At 73.5% G+C, this 17,573-nt stretch carries 16 protein-coding genes and 1 pseudogene; 3 read left to right on the top strand and 14 right to left on the bottom strand.

Annotation, left to right across the window (positions count from 1 at the left end; translation table 11 throughout):
- The 6 genes from ACP4IX_RS08210 to ACP4IX_RS08185 all read right to left on the bottom strand — a co-directional run bounded on the left by ACP4IX_RS08210 (position 1) and on the right by ACP4IX_RS08185 (position 6,670).
- On the bottom strand, positions 1-774 hold the full coding sequence (locus ACP4IX_RS08210) for a GvpL/GvpF family gas vesicle protein (RefSeq protein ID WP_426517718.1): 774 nt from the start codon (positions 772-774) through the stop codon (positions 1-3).
- The gene (locus ACP4IX_RS08205) at positions 771-1,208 is read right to left on the bottom strand and encodes a gas vesicle structural protein GvpA (protein WP_073730585.1); all 438 of its coding nucleotides are present in this window, start codon (positions 1,206-1,208) and stop codon (positions 771-773) included. The genes ACP4IX_RS08210 and ACP4IX_RS08205 overlap by 4 nt, the downstream gene beginning before the upstream one ends.
- Positions 1,209-1,379: 171 nt before the next feature.
- Positions 1,380-1,751: a gas vesicle protein gene (locus ACP4IX_RS08200; protein WP_426517720.1), complete on the bottom strand. Its 372-nt coding sequence runs from the start codon at positions 1,749-1,751 to the stop codon at positions 1,380-1,382.
- Between the two features lie 127 nt (positions 1,752-1,878).
- Positions 1,879-2,820: a non-homologous end-joining DNA ligase gene (ligD, locus tag ACP4IX_RS08195; protein WP_426555129.1), complete on the bottom strand. Its 942-nt coding sequence runs from the start codon at positions 2,818-2,820 to the stop codon at positions 1,879-1,881.
- A complete protein-coding gene (locus ACP4IX_RS08190; RefSeq protein WP_426517724.1) occupies positions 2,817-4,664 on the bottom strand; it encodes a transketolase in 1,848 nt (615 codons plus the stop codon). The genes ligD and ACP4IX_RS08190 overlap by 4 nt, the downstream gene beginning before the upstream one ends.
- Positions 4,661-6,670 carry an FAD-dependent oxidoreductase gene (locus tag ACP4IX_RS08185; RefSeq protein ID WP_426555128.1) on the bottom strand — a complete coding sequence of 670 codons (2,010 nt, stop codon included), beginning with the start codon at positions 6,668-6,670 and terminating at the stop codon, positions 4,661-4,663. Before ACP4IX_RS08185 ends, ACP4IX_RS08190 begins: the two co-directional genes overlap by 4 nt.
- A gap of 179 nt (positions 6,671-6,849) precedes the next feature.
- Here ACP4IX_RS08185 and ACP4IX_RS08180 point away from each other — a divergent pair, with 179 nt between their 5' ends.
- Positions 6,850-7,812, top strand: coding sequence for an LLM class F420-dependent oxidoreductase (locus ACP4IX_RS08180; RefSeq protein ID WP_426517728.1), 963 nt, complete (start codon positions 6,850-6,852; stop codon positions 7,810-7,812).
- Between the two features lie 66 nt (positions 7,813-7,878).
- Here the strand turns inward: ACP4IX_RS08180 and ACP4IX_RS08175 are convergent, their stop codons facing one another.
- Positions 7,879-8,394, bottom strand: a complete 516-nt coding sequence (locus ACP4IX_RS08175; RefSeq protein ID WP_426517730.1) for a phage holin family protein — start codon at positions 8,392-8,394, stop codon at positions 7,879-7,881.
- Positions 8,395-8,475: 81 nt separating this feature from the next.
- Between ACP4IX_RS08175 and ACP4IX_RS08170 the strand changes: the two genes are divergently transcribed.
- Positions 8,476-8,823 (top strand): VOC family protein, encoded by a 348-nt coding sequence (locus tag ACP4IX_RS08170; RefSeq protein ID WP_426517732.1) that lies wholly within the window; start codon positions 8,476-8,478, stop codon positions 8,821-8,823.
- Between the two features lie 17 nt (positions 8,824-8,840).
- Here ACP4IX_RS08170 and ACP4IX_RS08165 read toward each other — a convergent pair whose 3' ends face one another.
- Positions 8,841-10,820: a DUF5107 domain-containing protein gene (locus ACP4IX_RS08165; RefSeq protein WP_426555127.1), complete on the bottom strand. Its 1,980-nt coding sequence runs from the start codon at positions 10,818-10,820 to the stop codon at positions 8,841-8,843.
- A 193-nt stretch (positions 10,821-11,013) separates the two neighbouring features.
- Here ACP4IX_RS08165 and ACP4IX_RS08160 point away from each other — a divergent pair, with 193 nt between their 5' ends.
- Positions 11,014-11,361, top strand: coding sequence for a DUF6204 family protein (locus tag ACP4IX_RS08160; RefSeq protein WP_426555188.1), 348 nt, complete (start codon positions 11,014-11,016; stop codon positions 11,359-11,361).
- On the opposite strand, the gene ACP4IX_RS08155 is transcribed toward ACP4IX_RS08160, so the two are convergent.
- From ACP4IX_RS08155 to ACP4IX_RS08130, 6 genes and pseudogenes are all read right to left on the bottom strand, one after another.
- Positions 11,333-11,959, bottom strand: a complete 627-nt coding sequence (locus ACP4IX_RS08155) for a GNAT family N-acetyltransferase (protein ID WP_426555126.1) — start codon at positions 11,957-11,959, stop codon at positions 11,333-11,335. The two genes, ACP4IX_RS08160 and ACP4IX_RS08155, sit on opposite strands and share 29 nt — an antisense overlap.
- Before the next feature lie 42 nt (positions 11,960-12,001).
- On the bottom strand, positions 12,002-12,925 hold the full coding sequence (locus tag ACP4IX_RS08150; RefSeq protein ID WP_426555125.1) for a S66 peptidase family protein: 924 nt from the start codon (positions 12,923-12,925) through the stop codon (positions 12,002-12,004).
- A gap of 14 nt (positions 12,926-12,939) precedes the next feature.
- A complete protein-coding gene (locus ACP4IX_RS08145; RefSeq protein WP_426555123.1) occupies positions 12,940-14,907 on the bottom strand; it encodes a prolyl oligopeptidase family serine peptidase in 1,968 nt (655 codons plus the stop codon).
- 29 nt (positions 14,908-14,936) lie between these two features.
- The gene (locus ACP4IX_RS08140) at positions 14,937-16,259 is read right to left on the bottom strand and encodes a M20/M25/M40 family metallo-hydrolase (RefSeq protein ID WP_426555122.1); all 1,323 of its coding nucleotides are present in this window, start codon (positions 16,257-16,259) and stop codon (positions 14,937-14,939) included.
- Complete coding sequence (locus ACP4IX_RS08135; protein WP_398131337.1) at positions 16,252-17,085, bottom strand: M55 family metallopeptidase; 834 nt, start codon at positions 17,083-17,085, stop codon at positions 16,252-16,254. The genes ACP4IX_RS08140 and ACP4IX_RS08135 overlap by 8 nt, the downstream gene beginning before the upstream one ends.
- A gap of 302 nt (positions 17,086-17,387) precedes the next feature.
- Positions 17,388-17,504 (bottom strand): annotated as a pseudogene (locus ACP4IX_RS08130) (SAM-dependent methyltransferase); the annotation flags it as partial.
- Between the last annotated feature and the right edge of the window lie 69 nt (positions 17,505-17,573).

The following is a 17,573-nucleotide window of genomic DNA, read 5'->3' as shown; positions in this document are numbered from 1 at the left end:
TCATCCCGTTCCGGCGTCCGTCCCGCCGGCCGCCGTGCCCGCGGGCTCCGCGGGGCCGGGCTCGACGAAGCTGTACGGCGGCAGCGGGCCGTTCACGCGCACCTCCAGGTGCGGCATCCGGCTGCGGGCCTGCTCGACGGCGGCCAGGAACTCCTCGGCCGACTCCCGGTTCACCAGGAACGACACGTTGGCCAGCCATCCGGTGGACTCGGGGCCCACGCTCACAGCGTCGGCGGCCGGCTCCAGGGCGCGCTCCAGCGTGGTGGCGTCCTCGGCCTCCTTGCCCTTGACCGCGGCCGCGACCATCTCGCCGAGCTGGATCTTGCTCTCGTAACTGCCACCACCCGAACGCCGGTTGGACTCCGCGAGGGCGCGGATCTCCGGGTTCCCGGCCATGACGTGGTGCAGGACGGCCTCTTCGACGTGATTGGCCTTGATGTTGTACTCGACCCTGCCGTCCAGCGCCTCCAGGCGCTCCCTGTAGTGCTCGGCCCGCTCGGCGAGCACCCCGGTGACCGCCTTGTCGTCCGGGGCGATGCTCCCGAAGCGCATGGGCAGCACGCACCCGGCCGCGCCGATCTCGCTCAGCACGTTCTGGTGGGCGAGCAGTTCCCTGCGCTTGGGACGCAGTCCCTCGGGCGCGTCACTGACGACGGCCGCCAGCCCGCCCTCCTTCAGGAGCCGCACCTCGCTCGGCGGGTCGCCGACGCCACGGAGACCCTCGGGGAGTCCGGCATGCGAACCGGCGGTGATGCCGTAGACGTACGTACTCACTCCTGCTCCTCCTTCCGGCGCGAGGGCGCGGCCTTGCGGGCGCGCGGACGCGATGCGGTCTCGCGCTCGGAGCCGCCCTCGTCACGGGCCTGCTTGAACGCGTCGGAGATGGTCTCGGCGGCGCCGGACAGCGCCCCCTTGGACTTGCCGCGGGCGCCGGACTCGGTCATCTCACCGACCAGGTCGGGCAGGCCCGGGTCCTTGCGCGGCCCGGCCTCCAGGTCGAGCCGGTTGCATGCCTCGGCGAAGCGCAGATAGGTGTCCACGCTGGCGACGACGACACGGACGTCGATCTTCAGAATCTCGATGCCGACCAGGGAGACGCGCACGAACGCGTCGATGACGAGCCCCCTGTCCAGAACAAGCTCAAGCACGTCGTAAAGGCCGCTGCTGCCGCCTCCACCGCCGGTCTGTTGTGCCGGTACGACAGTCATGCCTGCTGTTCCTCCATTGCGTCTGCGGGTGTGGTGTGGGGTGCGGTGTTTGTGGGGTGCGGTGTTTGTGGGGTGCGGTGTTGTAGGGGGATGCCTGTGGGGGGGGTGATGCCTGTGGGGGTGACGCCTGTGGATGTGGTGCGTTGCGTCAAGTCGGCCGGGTCGGCCGGCCTAGCGGCCGCCGGCACCTCGTGCGTCGGCCCGGCCGCGCTCGTAGCGCCTGACGCGCCGGTAGCCCGTGAGCTGCCCCTCGGCATCGAGCTCCACCTGGTAGCCCGCCATCAGGCTCATCGTGTCGGGCACCCGCTCGAGTTCGAGGACCTCGACCTCCAGTGACCAGCCCTCCTCCGTCTGCTCGAAGGACGACACGGACTCCGCGGTCATGCCGGTGAGCTCCGCGAGCTGGGCGCGCGCCTCGCGCAGAACCTCCATCGGCCGTGGCCGACGCGACTCCTGTGAGTCCTGGGTCTTCTGTGTTTGCTGTGATTTCCGTGAACTCTGTTGTGAGCCTTGCGATTCGGACGTGTTGTTCGTGTTCGACATGGCCACCTCCCCCTTCGTGTGGCCGCAAGCGTGTTCGCCAAACCTCCACGGGCGCACGCATGTGCCGGCCACCCCGCGCCCCGCACCTGCCGCAGCCGACTCAGCCACCGCGGCCGGCTCAGTCGGCTCAGTCGGCTCGGCCGCGCAGAGCGTTCAGACGGCGCCGGGCGGGGCCCAGGGTCCGGGCGTGGCTCATGATCCCGGCCCAGGGCCGGGTGCGCGCCTGGTCGACGGCGTCCGCGATCGTCCAGCGGCGGGCGTGCAGGGCGGGGTCGTCCAACTGGTCCCAGGAGAGGGGGACGGCCACGGGTGCGCCGGGCCGGGCGCGGACGGTGAAGGGGGCCACCGCGGTCTGCGCATAGGCGTTGCGCTGGATGTCGAGGTAGAGCCGGCCGCCGCGGTCCTTCTTGCGGGGAGCGGTGGTGAGCCGGTCGGGACGGGACGCCTCCAGGACCTCGGCGGCGTGCAGGGCGAACTCGTGCACGACGGCGTGATCCTGACGGGCATTCAGTGGAACGACCACGTGAAGCCCCCGGGACCCGGTGGTCATGAGCGCCGAGGGCAGTCCCAGCTCGTCGAGCAGCTCGCCCAGCAACCGGGCCGCCTCCCGTACCGCCTCGAAGTCGTCGCCGGCCGGGTCGAGGTCGAAGACCATCCGGTCCGGCCAGTCGGACTTCCCGGCCCGGGACAGCCAGCGGTGCAGGGTGAGGGCTGCCTGGTCGGCGAGGTAGAGGAGGGTCGCGGTGTCGTCGCAGACGGTGTGGCAGACGGTGCCGCCCTCCTTGGCCACCTCGACACGGCTGATCCACTCCGGGTAGTGCGCCGGAGTGTTCTTCTGCATGAACCGCGGTCCGTCGACGCCGTCCGGATGCCGTTCCAGCATCAGCGGGCGGCCCCGCAGGTGGGGCAGCATGAAAGGGGCGACGGCACGGTAGTAGTCGACGAGATCGCCTTTGGTGTACTCCTCCTCCGCGCCGCCGGCCCCCTTGGGGAACAGCACCTTGTCCGGCCGATGGACCTCCACGGTGCGCCGGCCGGCCCGGACGGTCCGTACGGCGTCACCGCTCACGGGATGATCGCCTGCTCCACCAGCATCCGTACGGCCGCCTCGATGGACTCGGCGTCGATCCCCGCGGCGTGCAGCTCCTCGGCCGGGGTCGCGGAGCCCGGCATCGTCCCGACGGCGAGCCGGACCAGACGGGGCACGGGCCGGCCGTCGCAGAACGCGTCGAGGACGGCGTCGCCGATACCGCCCTCCTGCCGGTGGTCCTCCACGGTCAGCAGGCATTCGGTGTCCTCGGCGGCCTCGCGCAGGGTGGCCCGGTCGACGGGCTTGACCGAGTACAGGTCGATCACCCGGACCGGGATGCCGTCCCGGCCGAGGGCGTCGGCCGCGGCGAGTGCCTCGTGCAGGGTGGCACCGGCCGCGACGACGGTCAGCCGGTCGCGGTCGGAGGAGCGCAGCACCTTGCTGCCGCCGACGGGGAACTCCTCGTCGGGGCTGTAGATCACCTTGCTCTCACCGCGCGAGGTACGCAGGTAGCGGATGCCCTCCAGGCCGGCCATCTCGGCGACGAGACGGGCGGTCTGGTTGGCGTCGCACGGATACAGCACGGTCGAGCCGTGGACGGCCCGCATCATCGCGAGGTCCTCCAGGCCCATCTGGCTGGGCCCGTCCTGGCCGATGGCGACGCCCGCGTGGGAGCCGACGAGGTTGATGCCGGAGCCGCTGACCGAGGCCATGCGCACGAAGTCGTGGGCGCGGGTCAGGAAGGCGGCGAACGTGGTGGCGAACGGCACCCAGCCGCGCGCCGCCATCCCCACCGCGGCGGCGACCATCTGCTGCTCGGCGATGTAGCACTCGAAGTAGCGCTCCGGGTGTTCCTTGGCGAAGAACTCGGCGCGCGTGGAGTCGCCGACCTCGCCGTCGAGGGCGACGACGTCGCCGCGGGCGGTGCCGAGTGCGGCGAGTGCCTCTCCGAAGGCGTTGCGGGTGGCGACCTCGTCGCCCTCGTCGTAGCGGGGCAGCTCGGTCTGTCCGGTGCCGGCCGAGTGCAGTGCCCGTGCGGACGGCGGCTCCTGTACCCGGACCCGGAGGTCGCGCGGGCCGCCGAGTTCGGCGATGGCCTCCTCGGCTTCCGGAAGCGGCTTGCCGTGCTGGCCCTCGCGGTCCTCCACCGCCTTCACCCCCTTGCCCTTGAGGGTGCGGGCGATGATCGCGGTGGGCTGTCCCTTGGTGGACAGGGCCTCGCCGTAGGCGCGGTCGATGGCGTCCACGTCGTGGCCGTCGATCTCGATCGTGTGCCAGTCGAAGGCCCGGAAACGGCGCGCGTACGCGTCGAGGTCGTGGCCGTGCCGGGTCTGACCGCGCTGGCCGAGCCGGTTGACGTCGATGATCACGGTCAGGTTGTCGAGGTTCTCGTACCCGGCGTGCTCGGCCGCCTCCCACACCGACCCCTCGGCCATCTCGCTGTCGCCGCACAGCACCCACACGCGGTAGTCGGCGTGGTCCAGCCGCTTGCCGGACAGCGCGATGCCGACGCCGACGGGCAGGCCCTGGCCGAGCGAACCGGTGGCCGTCTCGACCCACGGCAGCCGCTGCGGAGTGGGGTGCCCCTCCAGGCGGCTGCCCTGCTTGCGGAAGGTGAGCAGTTCCTCGTCGTCGATGGCGCCGGCCGCCTTGTAGGCGGAGTAGAGGAGGGGGGAGGCGTGTCCCTTGGAGAGGACGAAGCGGTCGTTGCCGGGGTGTGCGGGGCGCTCGAAGTCGTAGCGGAGGTGGTTGGCCAGGAGTACGGCCATCAGGTCCGCGGCGGACATCGAGGACGTCGGGTGCCCGGAGCCCGCGGCGGCGGACGTCCGTACGCTGTCGACGCGCAGCTGCTGTCCGAGGTCGACGAGTTCACCGGTGTTCATGAGTCTCCTTCCACGGCACGGCCGTCGGAACGCTTGACGGGGCCGGGGGCGATGTCGGGTCCGGGGGGCGGCTGGTTCGCCGGAGGTTCGGGTCCGGGGTCGTCGGACGCACCGGCGGAACGGGTGGGAGCGGGGGTGGGCGCCGCGCCGGTGGGCCGGGGGCCGCCCGGCGCCGCGCCCGCGCGCCGCGGTCCGGCGGGCGCCTTGGCGGACGGTGGCCCGGCGGGCGCCGCGGTGGACGGAGGCTTGGCGGGCGTCCCGGCGGGGCGCGACGTGCCGGAGGCCCTGGAACTGCCGGGTTCAGCGGTCCGGCCCTTCGCCCGGCCGCCGTCCCCTCGTCCCTTCGCGGACGCACCACTCGGCCCGCCCTTCGCCGGCTCACCACCCGGCCGACTCCTGGCCGGTTCACCACCCGGCTGACTCCTGGCCGGTTCACCGCCCGGCCCGCCCTTCGCCGGCTCACCACCCGGCTGACTCCTGGCCGGTTCACCACCCGGCTGACTCCTGGCCGGTTCACCGCCCGGCTGACTCCTGGCCGGTTCACCGCCCGGCCCGCCCTTCGCCGGCTCACCACCCGGCTGATTCTTGGCGGGTTCGTCGCCGGAGCTGCCGTGGACCTCCGCAGACCCGGGGCCGTCTCCGCGCCCCGGTCCATGCCCGTCCCCGTCCGCCGCCCCCTCCTTCTTCCGCGTCCCCGCCTTCCCCGGCACCCGCGCCACCTCCGGCGACGCCGACTCCAGGGGGACGGACCAGGACCGTACGAGGCCCAACTGGACCGCCTGACGGGGCAGTACCGCGTCGAGCAGCCAGTCCGCGGCCACCCGCACCCGGTTGCCCGGCATCGCCGCGAGGTGGTAGCCCCGCGTGACCGCGCCCGCCGCCGGACCGGACATCGGCACCCCCAGCGGGTTGGCGGCGGCCTTCGCGCCGCCCAGGTCCACGACGAACCCCATGTCACGGTGGCGGTACGCCCTCCGCTCCCCGCCGACACCGAGCGACGCGGCGACGTTCTGCGCGCAGACCTTGCCGTGCCGCCACGCGTGCTGTGCCGTCATCGGCGTGTACTGGCCCGGCTGGTCCAGGTCGGGCACCGCGGCGACGTCACCGCACGCGAACAGTTCGGGCCGCCCCGGCACCTGGAGGTGCGGGTCGACGAGCAGCCGGCCGCGTTCCATGGGCAGCCCGAGGGACTCCACCAGGGGATCGGGCCGCACGCCCACGCACCACACCAGCGTGCGCGTGTCAACGCTCGTGCCGTCGGTCAGCAGGACCCCGTCGTGCGTGGCCTCCTTCACGGAGGTCCCCATCCGCACGTCGACGCCCCGCTGCCGCAGCACCCGGTCGGCGGTGCGGGAGAGCCGTTCGTCCATCTCGGGCAGCACCCGGGGCGCCACGTCCAGCAGCATCCAGCGGGGCCGCATACCGGTGCGCATCGGGTGCCTGCGGACCTGCGCGTCGGTGTACATCTGGCCGTGCGCGGCGACCTCCGTACCGGTGTATCCCGCCCCGACCACGACGAAGGTGCACCGTGCGGCGCACTCCGCACGGTCGTCGGCCGCGGCGGCCAGCTCGACCTGCCGGGTCACGTGGTCGCGCAGGTAGAGCGCCTCCGGCAGCCCGCGGAAGCCGTGGGCGTGCTCGGCGACGCCGGGGATGGGCAGCAGCTTGTTGACGCTGCCCGCGGCGAGCACCAGCCGGTCGTAGGGCAGGGTGCCCCGGCCGCCCTCCGGGCCGGTGTAGTGCACGGTGTGTCCGTCGAGGTCGATGCCGTCGGCCTCGCCGAGCACCAGCCGGACGCGCGGCAGCGTGCCCGACAGGGACACGCTGACCCGGCGCGGTTCCAGGATTCCGGCGGCGACCTGGGGCAGCAGCGGCAGGTAGAGGAAGTAGTCGGTCGGGTTGAGCAGGGTGATGTCGGCCTGGTGCCGGGTGAGCCGGGACAGGGTGCGGGCCGTCCGGTACCCGGCGAAGCCGGCACCGACGATCACGATGCGGGGTCGGCTCACGGTTCGCCTCCGGGCTGTCGCGTACCTCGTGAGCCTTCCGCGTCCCCCTGGCCGGGGCACCCAAACGTCCGCCGGGCCCTTCACGGCGCCCCGCACGGTACCCCGTGCCGCCGGTTTCCGGCCGGACGCCCGGGTACCCGGGCCGGGACCCACCCTCTCCCTGCCCCGGAGGCGCCCCCATGCCCGAGTACGGCTATTTCCTCTCGTGCGAGCAGTACGGTCCCGCTGAGCTGATCGAACAGGCGCGGATGGCCGAGCAGGCCGGATTCCAGGCACTGTGGATCTCGGACCACTACCACCCCTGGAACGGCGAGCAGGGGCAGAGCCCGTTCGTGTGGTCGGTGATCGGCGCGCTGTCCGACGCGGTGTCCCTGCCCGTCGAGACGGCCGTGACCTGCCCGACCACACGCATCCACCCGGCGGTCGTGGCGCAGGCCGCGGCGACCAGCGCGGTAATGACGGACGGCCGCTTCCGGCTGGGCGTCGGCACCGGAGAGGCGCTCAACGAGCACATCCTCGGTGATGCCTGGCCGGCCGCGCACGTACGCCTGGAGATGCTGGAGGAGGCCATCCAGATCATGCGCCGGCTGTTCACCGGCGAGGAGGTCAACCACCACGGCACGCACTACACGGTGGAGAACGCCCGCCTGTACACCGTCCCGGACGAGCCCGTCCCGATCGACATCTCCGGCTTCGGCCCGGCGGCGACGAAGCTGGCGTCCCGCGTGGGCGACGGCTACATCACGATGATGCCGGACACCTCGATGGTGGAGCAGTACCGCAAGGGCGGGGGCGGCGGCAAACCGGTCAGCGGGGGCACCAAGGTCTGCTACGACACCGACCGGGACGAGGCGGTGCGGACGGTGCACCGGCTGTGGGCCAACGAGCAGCTGCCGGGCGAGCTGGGCCAGGTGCTGCCCTCACCGGCCCACTTCGAGCAGGCGCAGACCCTGGTCACCGAGGACATGGTCCGGGACAACCGGGTGTGCGGCGACGACGCGGACGAACACGTGGCGGAGCTGCGGAAGTTCGCCGAAGCGGGCTTCGACCGGGTGTACGTCAACCAGATCGGCCCCGACCTGCGCGGCTTCTTCGACTTCTACCGCACGACTGTGCTGCCGCAGCTCCAGCAGGGCACCTGACCGGCGCAGGGCGGCGCCCCCCGCACCGCTGTCGGGGGGCGCCGTGCTGAGGGGGGCGGCGACCGGTCAGCCGCGGCCGTGCGGGGCCTCGGGGTCGATGTCGTCCCGGCGCGGCGCCGCCGGGCCGGTGCCGCCCGGTGCGGGCGTGCCCGCCCCCGGGGCGCCGGTCGCGCCGCCGACACCGCCGGGCGCGACGGGCGGCATCGGCGGGTACGGCATGCCGAGTCCGCTCGGCGGCACACCCGGCGCGTCACCGCCGAGGGTGCGGCCCCGCCCCGTGCCGCGGGTGGCCCCCGGCCGGGCCGCACCGCGCAGCAGGTACGCCGCGACGCCCAGGAGGACGGCCGTGATCAGCGCGGCGGCCCAGTCCGGCAGGCCGGTGGCGAGGGCCAGGCCCACGGTGAGCGCGAGGGCGGCACCCGCGTACAGGGCGGCGGCACCGGACGCGGCGTACAGCGTGGCCTTGCGACGCTGCTTCCTCGTCTGCTCACGCAGCTCGTCGCGCACGGTCTCGCGTGCCACCTGCGCCAGTTCGTCGACCAGATGCTTGTCCAGGTGTTCCAAGTGATCCATGCGGTCCATACGTCGCGGGTACCCGCGAGCGGAACGTCCATGGGCCGACCCGCGGGTGAGGCCCGGCCCCTCCCAACTAGGCTCCTCCGTATGGACATTCTGGGAGCCACACTGCGCATCTACGTCGACGACCTGGACAAGGCGATCCCCTTCTACGAAGGTCTGGCGGGCGGTCGCGCCCACCGCTTCGAACGCGGCGGTGTCGAAGCCGCCGCGGTCGGCTGCTTCCTGCTGATGAGCGGGCCCGAGTCACAGCTCGAGGTGTTGCGCAAGATCACCGCGACGATCGCCGTGACCGACGTCGAGGAGACCCACCGTGTCCTGACCTCGCTGGGCGCGGACGTCATCGCGGGCCCGGTCCCGACGCCCGCCGGCCGCAACCTGATCGCCCGGCACCCGGACGGGACGATCTACGAGTACGTGGACCGGCAGGCGTAGGGGCGGGCCGGGCGGGCTCACCCCCCGTCCGGCCGCATCCGGAAGTCGTACCGGGCCGGGAGCGGTTCGTCGCCGATCCTGGCCCACAGCCGGCCGATGCTCTCCGCGCCCTCCCGCAGGTCGGCGACGTCGAAGCCCTCGTCGAAGACGGCCCGCGCCTCCGCGCGCCGCCCCTCGGCCGCCAGCAGTTCCGCCTCGGTCAGCCGGAACCGGCCGCGGGCCCGTGTCGCGGGGCGCAGCCGCTCCCACACGGCGCGGGCGTCCGCCGTCCGCCCGACGGCGAGCAGCGCCTCGATCGCCTCGCGGCCGAGGGCGGCCGTGACGGCCGTCCACTCCTCGTCGCCGGCACGGACGTCCTCCCCCTCCCGCCCGTCCCGCAGTTGGCCGCACAGGCCGTCGAAGGCCTCGGCGTACCGGTCGGCGGCCCGCTCGTGGTGGCCGTCCTCCTGGTCGGCGACGGCGAGGCAGCGCAGCAGCGGCCAGCCGGCTGCGGCGGTCTTCAGGCCCCGTTCCCAACTGCGCACCGCCTGGGCCCGGTCGTCGCCGTGCCACTGGGCGACACCGAGGTGGTACTCGGCGGCCGGAGTGGCGGCGGTGGTCTCCAGCATGTCCCGCCAGGGCCGGGCGACCAGGGTGACCCCGGGTGGTTCGTGGCCGCCCGGTTCGGGCAGGGACCCGGCGCGCAGCAGGTGCAGCCAGGGCCGCTGCTCGTCGCCGAGGGTGTGCTCCCCGAAGGGCGTGCCGGGCAGTTTCCAGCCCGCGCGCAGCACTTCGAGCGCGCCCCAGCCGGAACCGGTGGCGAGGCTCTCGCCGGGCTCGGCGTCGGCGTACTGCCGCCACGCCGCGTACGCCGCGTCGACGCCTGCGCGCGGCAGGACCGTCTCCAGTCGCTCCTCGGCCCCGCGCAGTACGGTGTGCCACTCGCCCTCGGGTGCCGCGTCGAGCGGCCCGTACGCCTCCAGCCAGGACACCTCGCTCTCCGCTTCCAGCTTGACGTGTTCCAGCTGCGTACGGGCGAGCCCGGCCTGGATCTCGCAGTAACCGCCGGTGCCGGGCTCGGTGAGCCACTGCTGCCAGCGCCGCCCGCCGGGCCCCGTGCCCCACACGAAGAGCTTGCGGCCGCGCAGCACGTCGGTCGAGGTCTGCACGAGCCCGTGCCCGTCCGCGTCGAGTGCGGCGATCCAGCGGCGCCGGCCGTCCGGCACCCCGTAGAAGTAGTCGGCGGCGTACGTGCTGTTCAGCGGGTACGTCCGGTCGGTCCCGTCGTGCGACGGGACGGGCACCCGGCGCAGTCGCCTCTCGTAGCCGAAGAGCCAGGCCTCGTCGGCCGGGGCGAGGACGCGCCGCTCCTCCGGCACGGCGGTGTTGGACCACCAGTACGTCGGCACCGGGCGCTCGTGCGGGTTGCGGATCCGGACGCCGACGTGGAGGAAGTCCGAGCCGTCCGGCAGCCACAGGTCCACCTGGAAGGGCAGGTCGCGCAGCCGCTCCCACTCCCACAGGCGCAGCATCTCCCCGCCGTCGGGGGCGGGCACGCGGGCGGCGTGCACGGGTGAGCAGGACAGGGTGGTGTGACCGGTGGCGCCGATGTTCCACTCGATGCCGCCGGAGAACCATGCGCCGTTGAGGGCGAAGTTCGCGGGCTGGAGCACGGGGTTGACGTAGAGGAGTTCGCGGTCGGTCGGCTTGTGGTGGAGGGAGGTGATACGGCCGCCGAGGCCGGGCAGGACGGTGGCCCGCAACCGGTCGTTCTCGATGACGAGTGCGTCGGTCTCCCGTACGTCGCGCACCCGGTCGTAGCCGTCCCTGACCCGGACGGGCAGCAGGCTGCGCAAGGGCTCGTAGTCGACCTGGCGGGCCATGTCGCGCGGCAGGCCGGCCCGGTCCCGTTCGTCGATGCGGTGGGCCTCGTCCAGGGGGCGCAGCGGCGGCAGGGGGTTGTCCGGCCCCAGCGGCGCGGCGGGCAGGCGCAGTACCTCACGTCGGATCGTCGTCACGGTTCCCCATGGAAGCCGTTCGCCGGTGCGCTGAACAGAGGGCCGCCGGTCACGTTCGCGCGACGTCGCGCGCGTGCGAATTCCCTGGGCCCCGTGCGGGCGGCGGGCGTAGGGTCGGGCGGTCGACACGGATACGGAGGAGCGGCACGTGAGTGAGCAGCAGGTGGGGGAGCGGCACGTGAGTGAGCAGCAGGTGAGTGAGCAGCACACCTACCGGGTGATCGTCCGGGGCACCTGGGAGGGCCTGACCGATCAGGCCCGTGCCCGGCTGCTCGCCGAGGCCGGCGACCACGGGATGGCGAGCATGCGGTTCACCGAGCAGGGCTCGCTGTCGTACGAGCCCGCGCCGCTCAAGCACTTCTCGATGCGGTACGTCGTGGTGTCGGACGCGGCGGACGGCGAGGAGATGGCGGGTGCGATCGCCGAGGACCGGGCGGAGACGACGTTGCGCGGGCTGGGTTACGGGTTCCGCGAGCTGCGGTCGACGGTGACGGACCTGGACACGATGAAGATCAACCGGAAGTCACGGTCTCGGCGGTGATCGCCCAGCGCTGGTGGTCGCGCCAGGCCCCGTCGATGTAGAGCATCCTCGGTGAGAAGCCCTCCAGGTGGAAGCCGCAGGCGCGGGCCAGCGCGATCGACGCGGCGTTGCCCGGCTGTACGTTGATCTCCAGCCGGTGCAGGCGCATCGGTCCGAACGCGTACCGCACGACGAGGTCCAGTCCCTCGCGCATCAGCCCGCGGCCTGCCGCGTGCGCGAAGGCGCCGTAGCCGAGCGCGCCGCTGCGGAAGCCGCCCTGGACGATGTTGTTGATGTTGACGAATCCGGCGATGGAGCCGCCGCCCGCCCCGCAGCCTTCCGTCCCGCCCGTTTCCTTCCCGCCCGTTTCCTTCCCGCCCGGTTCCTTCCCGCCCGGTTCCTTCTCGCACACCAGGAACCCGGCCTTGGTCGGGTCCTCGATCAGCCGAGCCGCGTAGGCGTCGTACGCCCGGGCGTTGTCCGGCGGGAAGAGCCACGGGTGGTGCAGGTCCTTGCTCTGACGGGCCCGGGCCGTGAACTCGGCGCCGTCCTCGTAGGTGAAGTGCCGTATGACCACGCGGGGGCCCTCGGCGAGGAGGCGGGACGGGGTGTGCGGCATTCCGCCAGCCTACGACGCCGTGCCGTCGCGCGCGGGGCGTGGTCAGCGCAGCGCCGGCCGGTCCAGCGTCAGGGTGCCCGCGTCCGCGTCGAGCTCCGCCATGACGCCGAACGGTACGGTCAGCGCACCCTCGCAGTGCCCGAAGCCGAAGTCCTCGACGATCGGCACACCGAGGCCGCCGAGCCGGTCGGCCAGCATGGGCCGCAGCCGCTCGTAGGGCTCGCACGCGTGCCACGAACCGAACAGCACACCGCTGACCCCGTCGAGCCGGCCGGCGCGCAGCAGCTGGGTGAGGTAGCGGTCCAGCCGGTACGTCTCCTCCCCCACGTCCTCCAGGCACAGCAGCCCCCCGCGGGCGGTGGGACGGGCGTGCGGAGTGCCCAGTTCGGCGGCGAGCAGGGCGAGGCAGCCGCCGAGGGTGACGCCGCGCGCCCGGCCGGGGGCCATGGGCGTGCCGCCGGAGGCGATCACACGGACCGTCTCCGGGGCGAACAGGGTGGCCCTCAGGTGTTCCTGCGCCCGCGCGTTCTTGAGGAAGTCGACGCCCGCGGCCATCGGCCCGTGCAGCGTGACCAGACCCAGCCGGGCGGCGAACGCCTCGTGCAGCGCGGTGATGTCGCTGAACCCGACGAGCACCTTCGGCCCGGCCGCGCGCATCGCCTCCCAGTCGAGCAGGTCGGTCACGCGCTGGACGCCGTACCCGCCGCGGGCGCACAGCACCGCGTCCACGGACGGGTCGCACCACGCGGCCTGGAGGTCGGCGGCCCGGTCGGTGTCCGTGCCCGCGAGGTAGTCGAAGGCGTGGTGCCGGTCCAGCACGTGCGGTGCCACGACCGGGTCGAGGTCCCAGCCCCGCAGCACGTCCAGGCCCGCCTGCAGTCGCTCCTCGGGCACGGGGCCGCTGGGCGCGACGACGGCCACCCGGGCGCCGGGGGCGAGCCGGGGCGGCCGGGTCAGCTCGCTCATCTTCCTCCCCTCCCTCATCCGGTCAGCTCCAGGGCCGGGACGCCGCGCGGGTCCAGGCCGAAGACCTGCGCGTAGAGGGAGAGTTCGGCCTCCAGGGCACGCACCATGGTCTCCGCCCGGCGGAATCCGTGCCCCTCGCCCTCGAAGGTGAGGTAGGCGTGCGGCACCCCCCGGCCCTCCATGCGGGCGAGGAACCGCTCGCACTGCACGGGCGGGCAGATCACGTCGTCCAGGCCCTGGAGCAGCAGGAACGGTGCGGTGATCCGGTCGGCGTGCTCGGCGGGCGACCGCTCGACGTACCGGGCGGGCACCTCGGCGTACGGGCCGATGAGGCTCTCCAGGTACCGGGACTCGAAGTCGTGGGTCTCGCCCGCGCCCCAGCCGGTCAGGTCGAGGACGGGGTAGATGACCGTACCGCAGGCGTAGACGTCGGTCGCGGTCAGCGAGGCGGCGGCCGTCCAGCCGCCGGCGCTGCCGCCCCGCACGGCGAGCCGTTCCCGGTCGGCGAGGCCCTCCTCGGCGAGGGCGAGGGCGACGGCCGCGCAGTCCTCCACGTCGACGACGCCCCACTGCTCGCGCAGCCGGTTGCGGTACTCCCGGCCGTGCCCGGTCGAGCCGCCGTAGTTGACCTCCGCGACGCCGATGCCGCGCGAGGTGAAGTAGGCGATCTCCAGGTCGAGGACGAGGGGCGACCGGCTGGTGGGCCCTCCGTGCGCCCAGATGACGTACGGCGGCAGCTCGCCGTCCGGTGCGAGGCAGGCGGGGTTGTGCGGCGGATAGAGGTGGGCGTGGATCTCCCGCCCGGCGGGTCCGGCGAAGGTGCGGATCCGCGGTTCGGGGTAGTACGCCGGGTCCACGGCGTCCTCGTGCGGAGCGCCGACGACCCGGGCCCGGCCGGTACGGGTGTCCAGCTCGACCACCTCGTAGGCACTGCGCGGGCTCGCACCGACGGCCACGACCCGCTCGCCGTCGGCGGCGAGCGTGGCCGCGAACTCGGTCCAGGGGCCCGCCGCGTCGACGACCTCGCCGGTCTCGGGGTCGAGTATGCCGAGGGCGGTGGCTCCCCGGCCGTGCACGACGGCGATCAGCCCGCGGTCCAGCGGCGCGAACCAGCGCTGCCCGAGCTTCCACAGCGGCCCGCCGAACTCCTCCTCGCGGGTGCACAGCGGCTGTCCGTCGCGGTAGAGGTTCCACCAGCCGGTGCGGTCGGAGGCGTACAGCAGGGCGCCGTCCGGAGCCCAGTCCGTCTGGGCGATCGACTCCTCGGGCCCGCCGGCGATCGTCCGCGCGTTTCGGAAGGTGCCCTCCGGGCCGACCTCCGCGACGATCAGCTCGGTGCCGTCCCAGGGCATGCGCGGGTGGTCCCAGGCGAGCCAGGCCGCGCGCCGCCCGTCGGGCGAGAGGCGGGCTCCGGTGACGAAGCGGTGCCGGTCGCCGGTGAGTTCGCGGACCGCGTCCCGGTCGTCGGCAGCCGAGCCGTCCAGCGGCACCGCCGCGAGGACCCGGCGCACGTCGCCGGGCCCGTCGCCGGTGAACTCCTCCAGGACGCACCAGACCTCGCCGCGCTCGGCACGCACGTCCGGCTCGGCCCACCGCAGGCCGCCGCCCACCGGTGAGACGGGCGTGAGCGGACGCGGCTCGGCGCCGCCCGGCCGGTAGGCGTACAGCCGCTGGTCGGCGAAGTGCACGAAGACCACCAGCGGTCCGGTCTCCGTCGTGAGTGCGGCCCAGGGCCGGCCGCCGTACTCGATGACGCGGCTGCGGACGTTCCACGGCGCGGGCAGCACCGGCTCCTCGGTGCCGTCGGGGAGTCGCCGCACCAGGGTGCGCCGCCCGCCCTCGGCGGGCCGGGGCGCGGTCCACCACACCTCGTCGCCGACGAGTCCCACGTCGTCGGGCCGTCCGTCGTGCGCGGCGGCGAGGGCCGCGTCGACCGGCGAGGGCCACGATCCGTACGCCAGGGTCCGCACTGACTCGCCCACTTCTCCTCCAGGTCCTCGTCGGGCAGGCGCTACGCCGTGCGCAGGAAACGGTCGAGGACACGGACGCCGAAGTGCAGGGCCTCGACCGGGACGCGTTCGTCGACACCGTGGAAGAGGGCCTGGTAGTCGAAGCCCTCGGGCAGCTTCAGCGGCGCGAAGCCGTAGCCGGTGATGCCGAGGCGTGAGAACTGCTTGGCGTCCGTGCCGCCGGACATGCAGTACGGCACCACGTGCCCCTCCGGGGCGAACTCCTCGACGGCGGCGCGCATCCGGGCGTACGTCGGCGAGTCCACCGGCGCCTGGAGGGCGACCTCGCGGTGGGCGAACTCCCAGTCCACGTCCGGCCCGGTGAGCCGGTCGAGGGTGCTGCGGAACTCGTCCTCCGAGCCGTGCAGGAAGCGCCCGTCGACGTAGGCGACGGCCTGCCCGGGGATGACGTTGACCTTGTAACCGGCGTCCAGCATCGTCGGGTTGCTGCTGTTGCGTACCGTGGCCTCGACCAGCCCGGCGGCGGGCCCGAGCTTGTCCAGCAGCGCGTCGACGTCACGCAGGTCGGTCTCGATGCCGTAGACGGCGGCGAGTTCGGTGAGGGCGGAGCGCACGGTCGGGGTCAGGCGCAGCGGCCACTCGTGGTCGCCGATGCGGGTGATCGCCGCGGCGAGCCGGGTGACCGCGTTCTCCCGGTTCACCTTGGACCCGTGCCCGGCCCGCCCCCGCGCGGTGAGTTTGAGCCAGCCCGTGCCGCGCTCACCGGCGGCGATCGGGTAGAACTGCCGGCCGGCACCGTCGTGGAAGGTGAACGCCCCGGACTCGCTGACGCCCTCGGTGCAGCCCTCGAACAGCGCGGCGTGCCGGTCGGCGAGGAAGCCGGAGCCGTCCTCGGCGCTGGCCTCCTCGTCCGCGGTGAACGCGATGACGACGTCGCGCCGGGGGCGTACCCCCTGCCGGGCCCAGTCGCGCACGACGGCCAGGATCATCGCGTCCATGTTCTTCATGTCGACGGCACCGCGCCCCCAGACGACCCCGTCGCGGATCTCCCCGGAGAACGGGTGCACGCTCCAGTCGGCGGCCTCGGCGGGCACCACGTCCAGATGGCCGTGCAGGAGCAGCGCATCCGCCGACGGGTCGGTGCCCTCGATACGGGCGACGACGTTGGTGCGGCCCTCGGTCCGCTCCAGCAGCGTGGGCTCGATCCCCGCCTCGGCGAGCCGCGCGGCGGCGTACTCGGCGGCGGGCCGCTCCCGGCAGTCGCCGCCGCCCCGGTTCGTCGTGTCGATCCGGATCAGCTCGGAGGTGAACCGCACGACCTCGTCCAGCGCCCCCGCGTCCACGCCGTCGGGACGCTCAGCCATACTGCTCCTCCACCGCGGCCGAGGCGATCGTGGTGACCGCCTTGAAGGTACGGATCGCCTCGAACATGGTGTCGTGGGTGTACGCCACCTTCCGCTCCCCGACGCGGGCCACGCCCGGCACGACGGTCGAGGCCGCCGCCAGGTGCTCGGCGTCGAACTCCACGGCGACCGTGAAGGGCCCGCCGCTCACCGGCTCGTGCCGCACCGCGAGCGCCGCCGCCTCCTTGGCCGCCGCCCGGATGTCCGCGGCGGTCCTGGCCGGTGTACGGCACACGGCCGCGTACCGCGACACATGGTCCTTGACCGCGACCTTCAGCGCCTCCGGCGCGTACCCCAGCGCGTCCTCGCACGCCACGTCGTCCCCGGTGACCAGCACCACCGGCACCCCGTACTCGGCGACGACGTGCGCGTTGAGCAGCCCCTCGCTGGCGCGTACGTCGTTCAGCCACACGCCGGTGATCTGGTTGGCGAGGTAGGTGTGCGCGAGGACGCCCTCCATGCCGGCGCCCGCGTGGTACCCGATGAACGCGATGCCGTCCACGTCCCCGTGCTGGACGCCCTCCACCATGGACAGCGCCTTGTGCCGGCCGGTGAGCATCTGCGTCCGCTCGTCGAGCTGCTCCAGGAGCAGGTTGCGCATGGTCCAGTGCGCCTCGTTGACGAGCACCTCGTCGGCACCGCCGTCGAGGAAACCGAGCACGGCGGCGTTCACGTCCGAGGTGAACATCGACCGGCACCGCTCCCACTGCGGCGTCCCCGGCAGCACGTCGGCCGGCCAGGTGACACCGGTGGCGCCTTCCATGTCGGCGCTGATGAGGATCTTCATGCCTCGAAACCGTACGCGCTGCCCGGCCGCCCCGGCCAGAGCTGTGGACAACTATCGGTGGTCCGGACCACTGAAGTCACCTCGTACGACGTACGACCGGTCCTTTCCACGGAATCGGCCGGTCGTGGGAGCGGCGGCCGCTCGGCGCCGGCCCCGCCCGGCCGGCGTGCCGGGCGAGTGCGCGCACCTCGGACGCGGAGCCTGCGGCAGGATCCCGGGCGCTCCTGCCGCAGGCTCGGGAAGGGCCCGACGGCTGCCCCGGGACAGCACGCGCCGAACTCGCCCACCGCCGGGCGCGCCCGTCACTCGCGCCGCCCCGCCACCACCCACGTCGACGGCAGTTCGATCCGTGTGCCGTCCGGTGCGCACTCCGTGGTGAACAGCGGGAGTTCACCGCTCGCCAGGACGGTGAGGCCTGCACCAGCAGCATCGAGCGGCCCGTGATGAGCGGCCGGATGTCCCGCTTCTCGAACTGCGAGGCGATGGCA

The organism is Streptomyces sp. WG5, from assembly GCF_049974565.1.
Classification (GTDB): domain Bacteria; phylum Actinomycetota; class Actinomycetes; order Streptomycetales; family Streptomycetaceae; genus Streptomyces.
The sequence above is the reverse complement of the archived record's forward strand: the minus strand, read 5'-3'. Positions and strand labels throughout refer to the sequence as shown.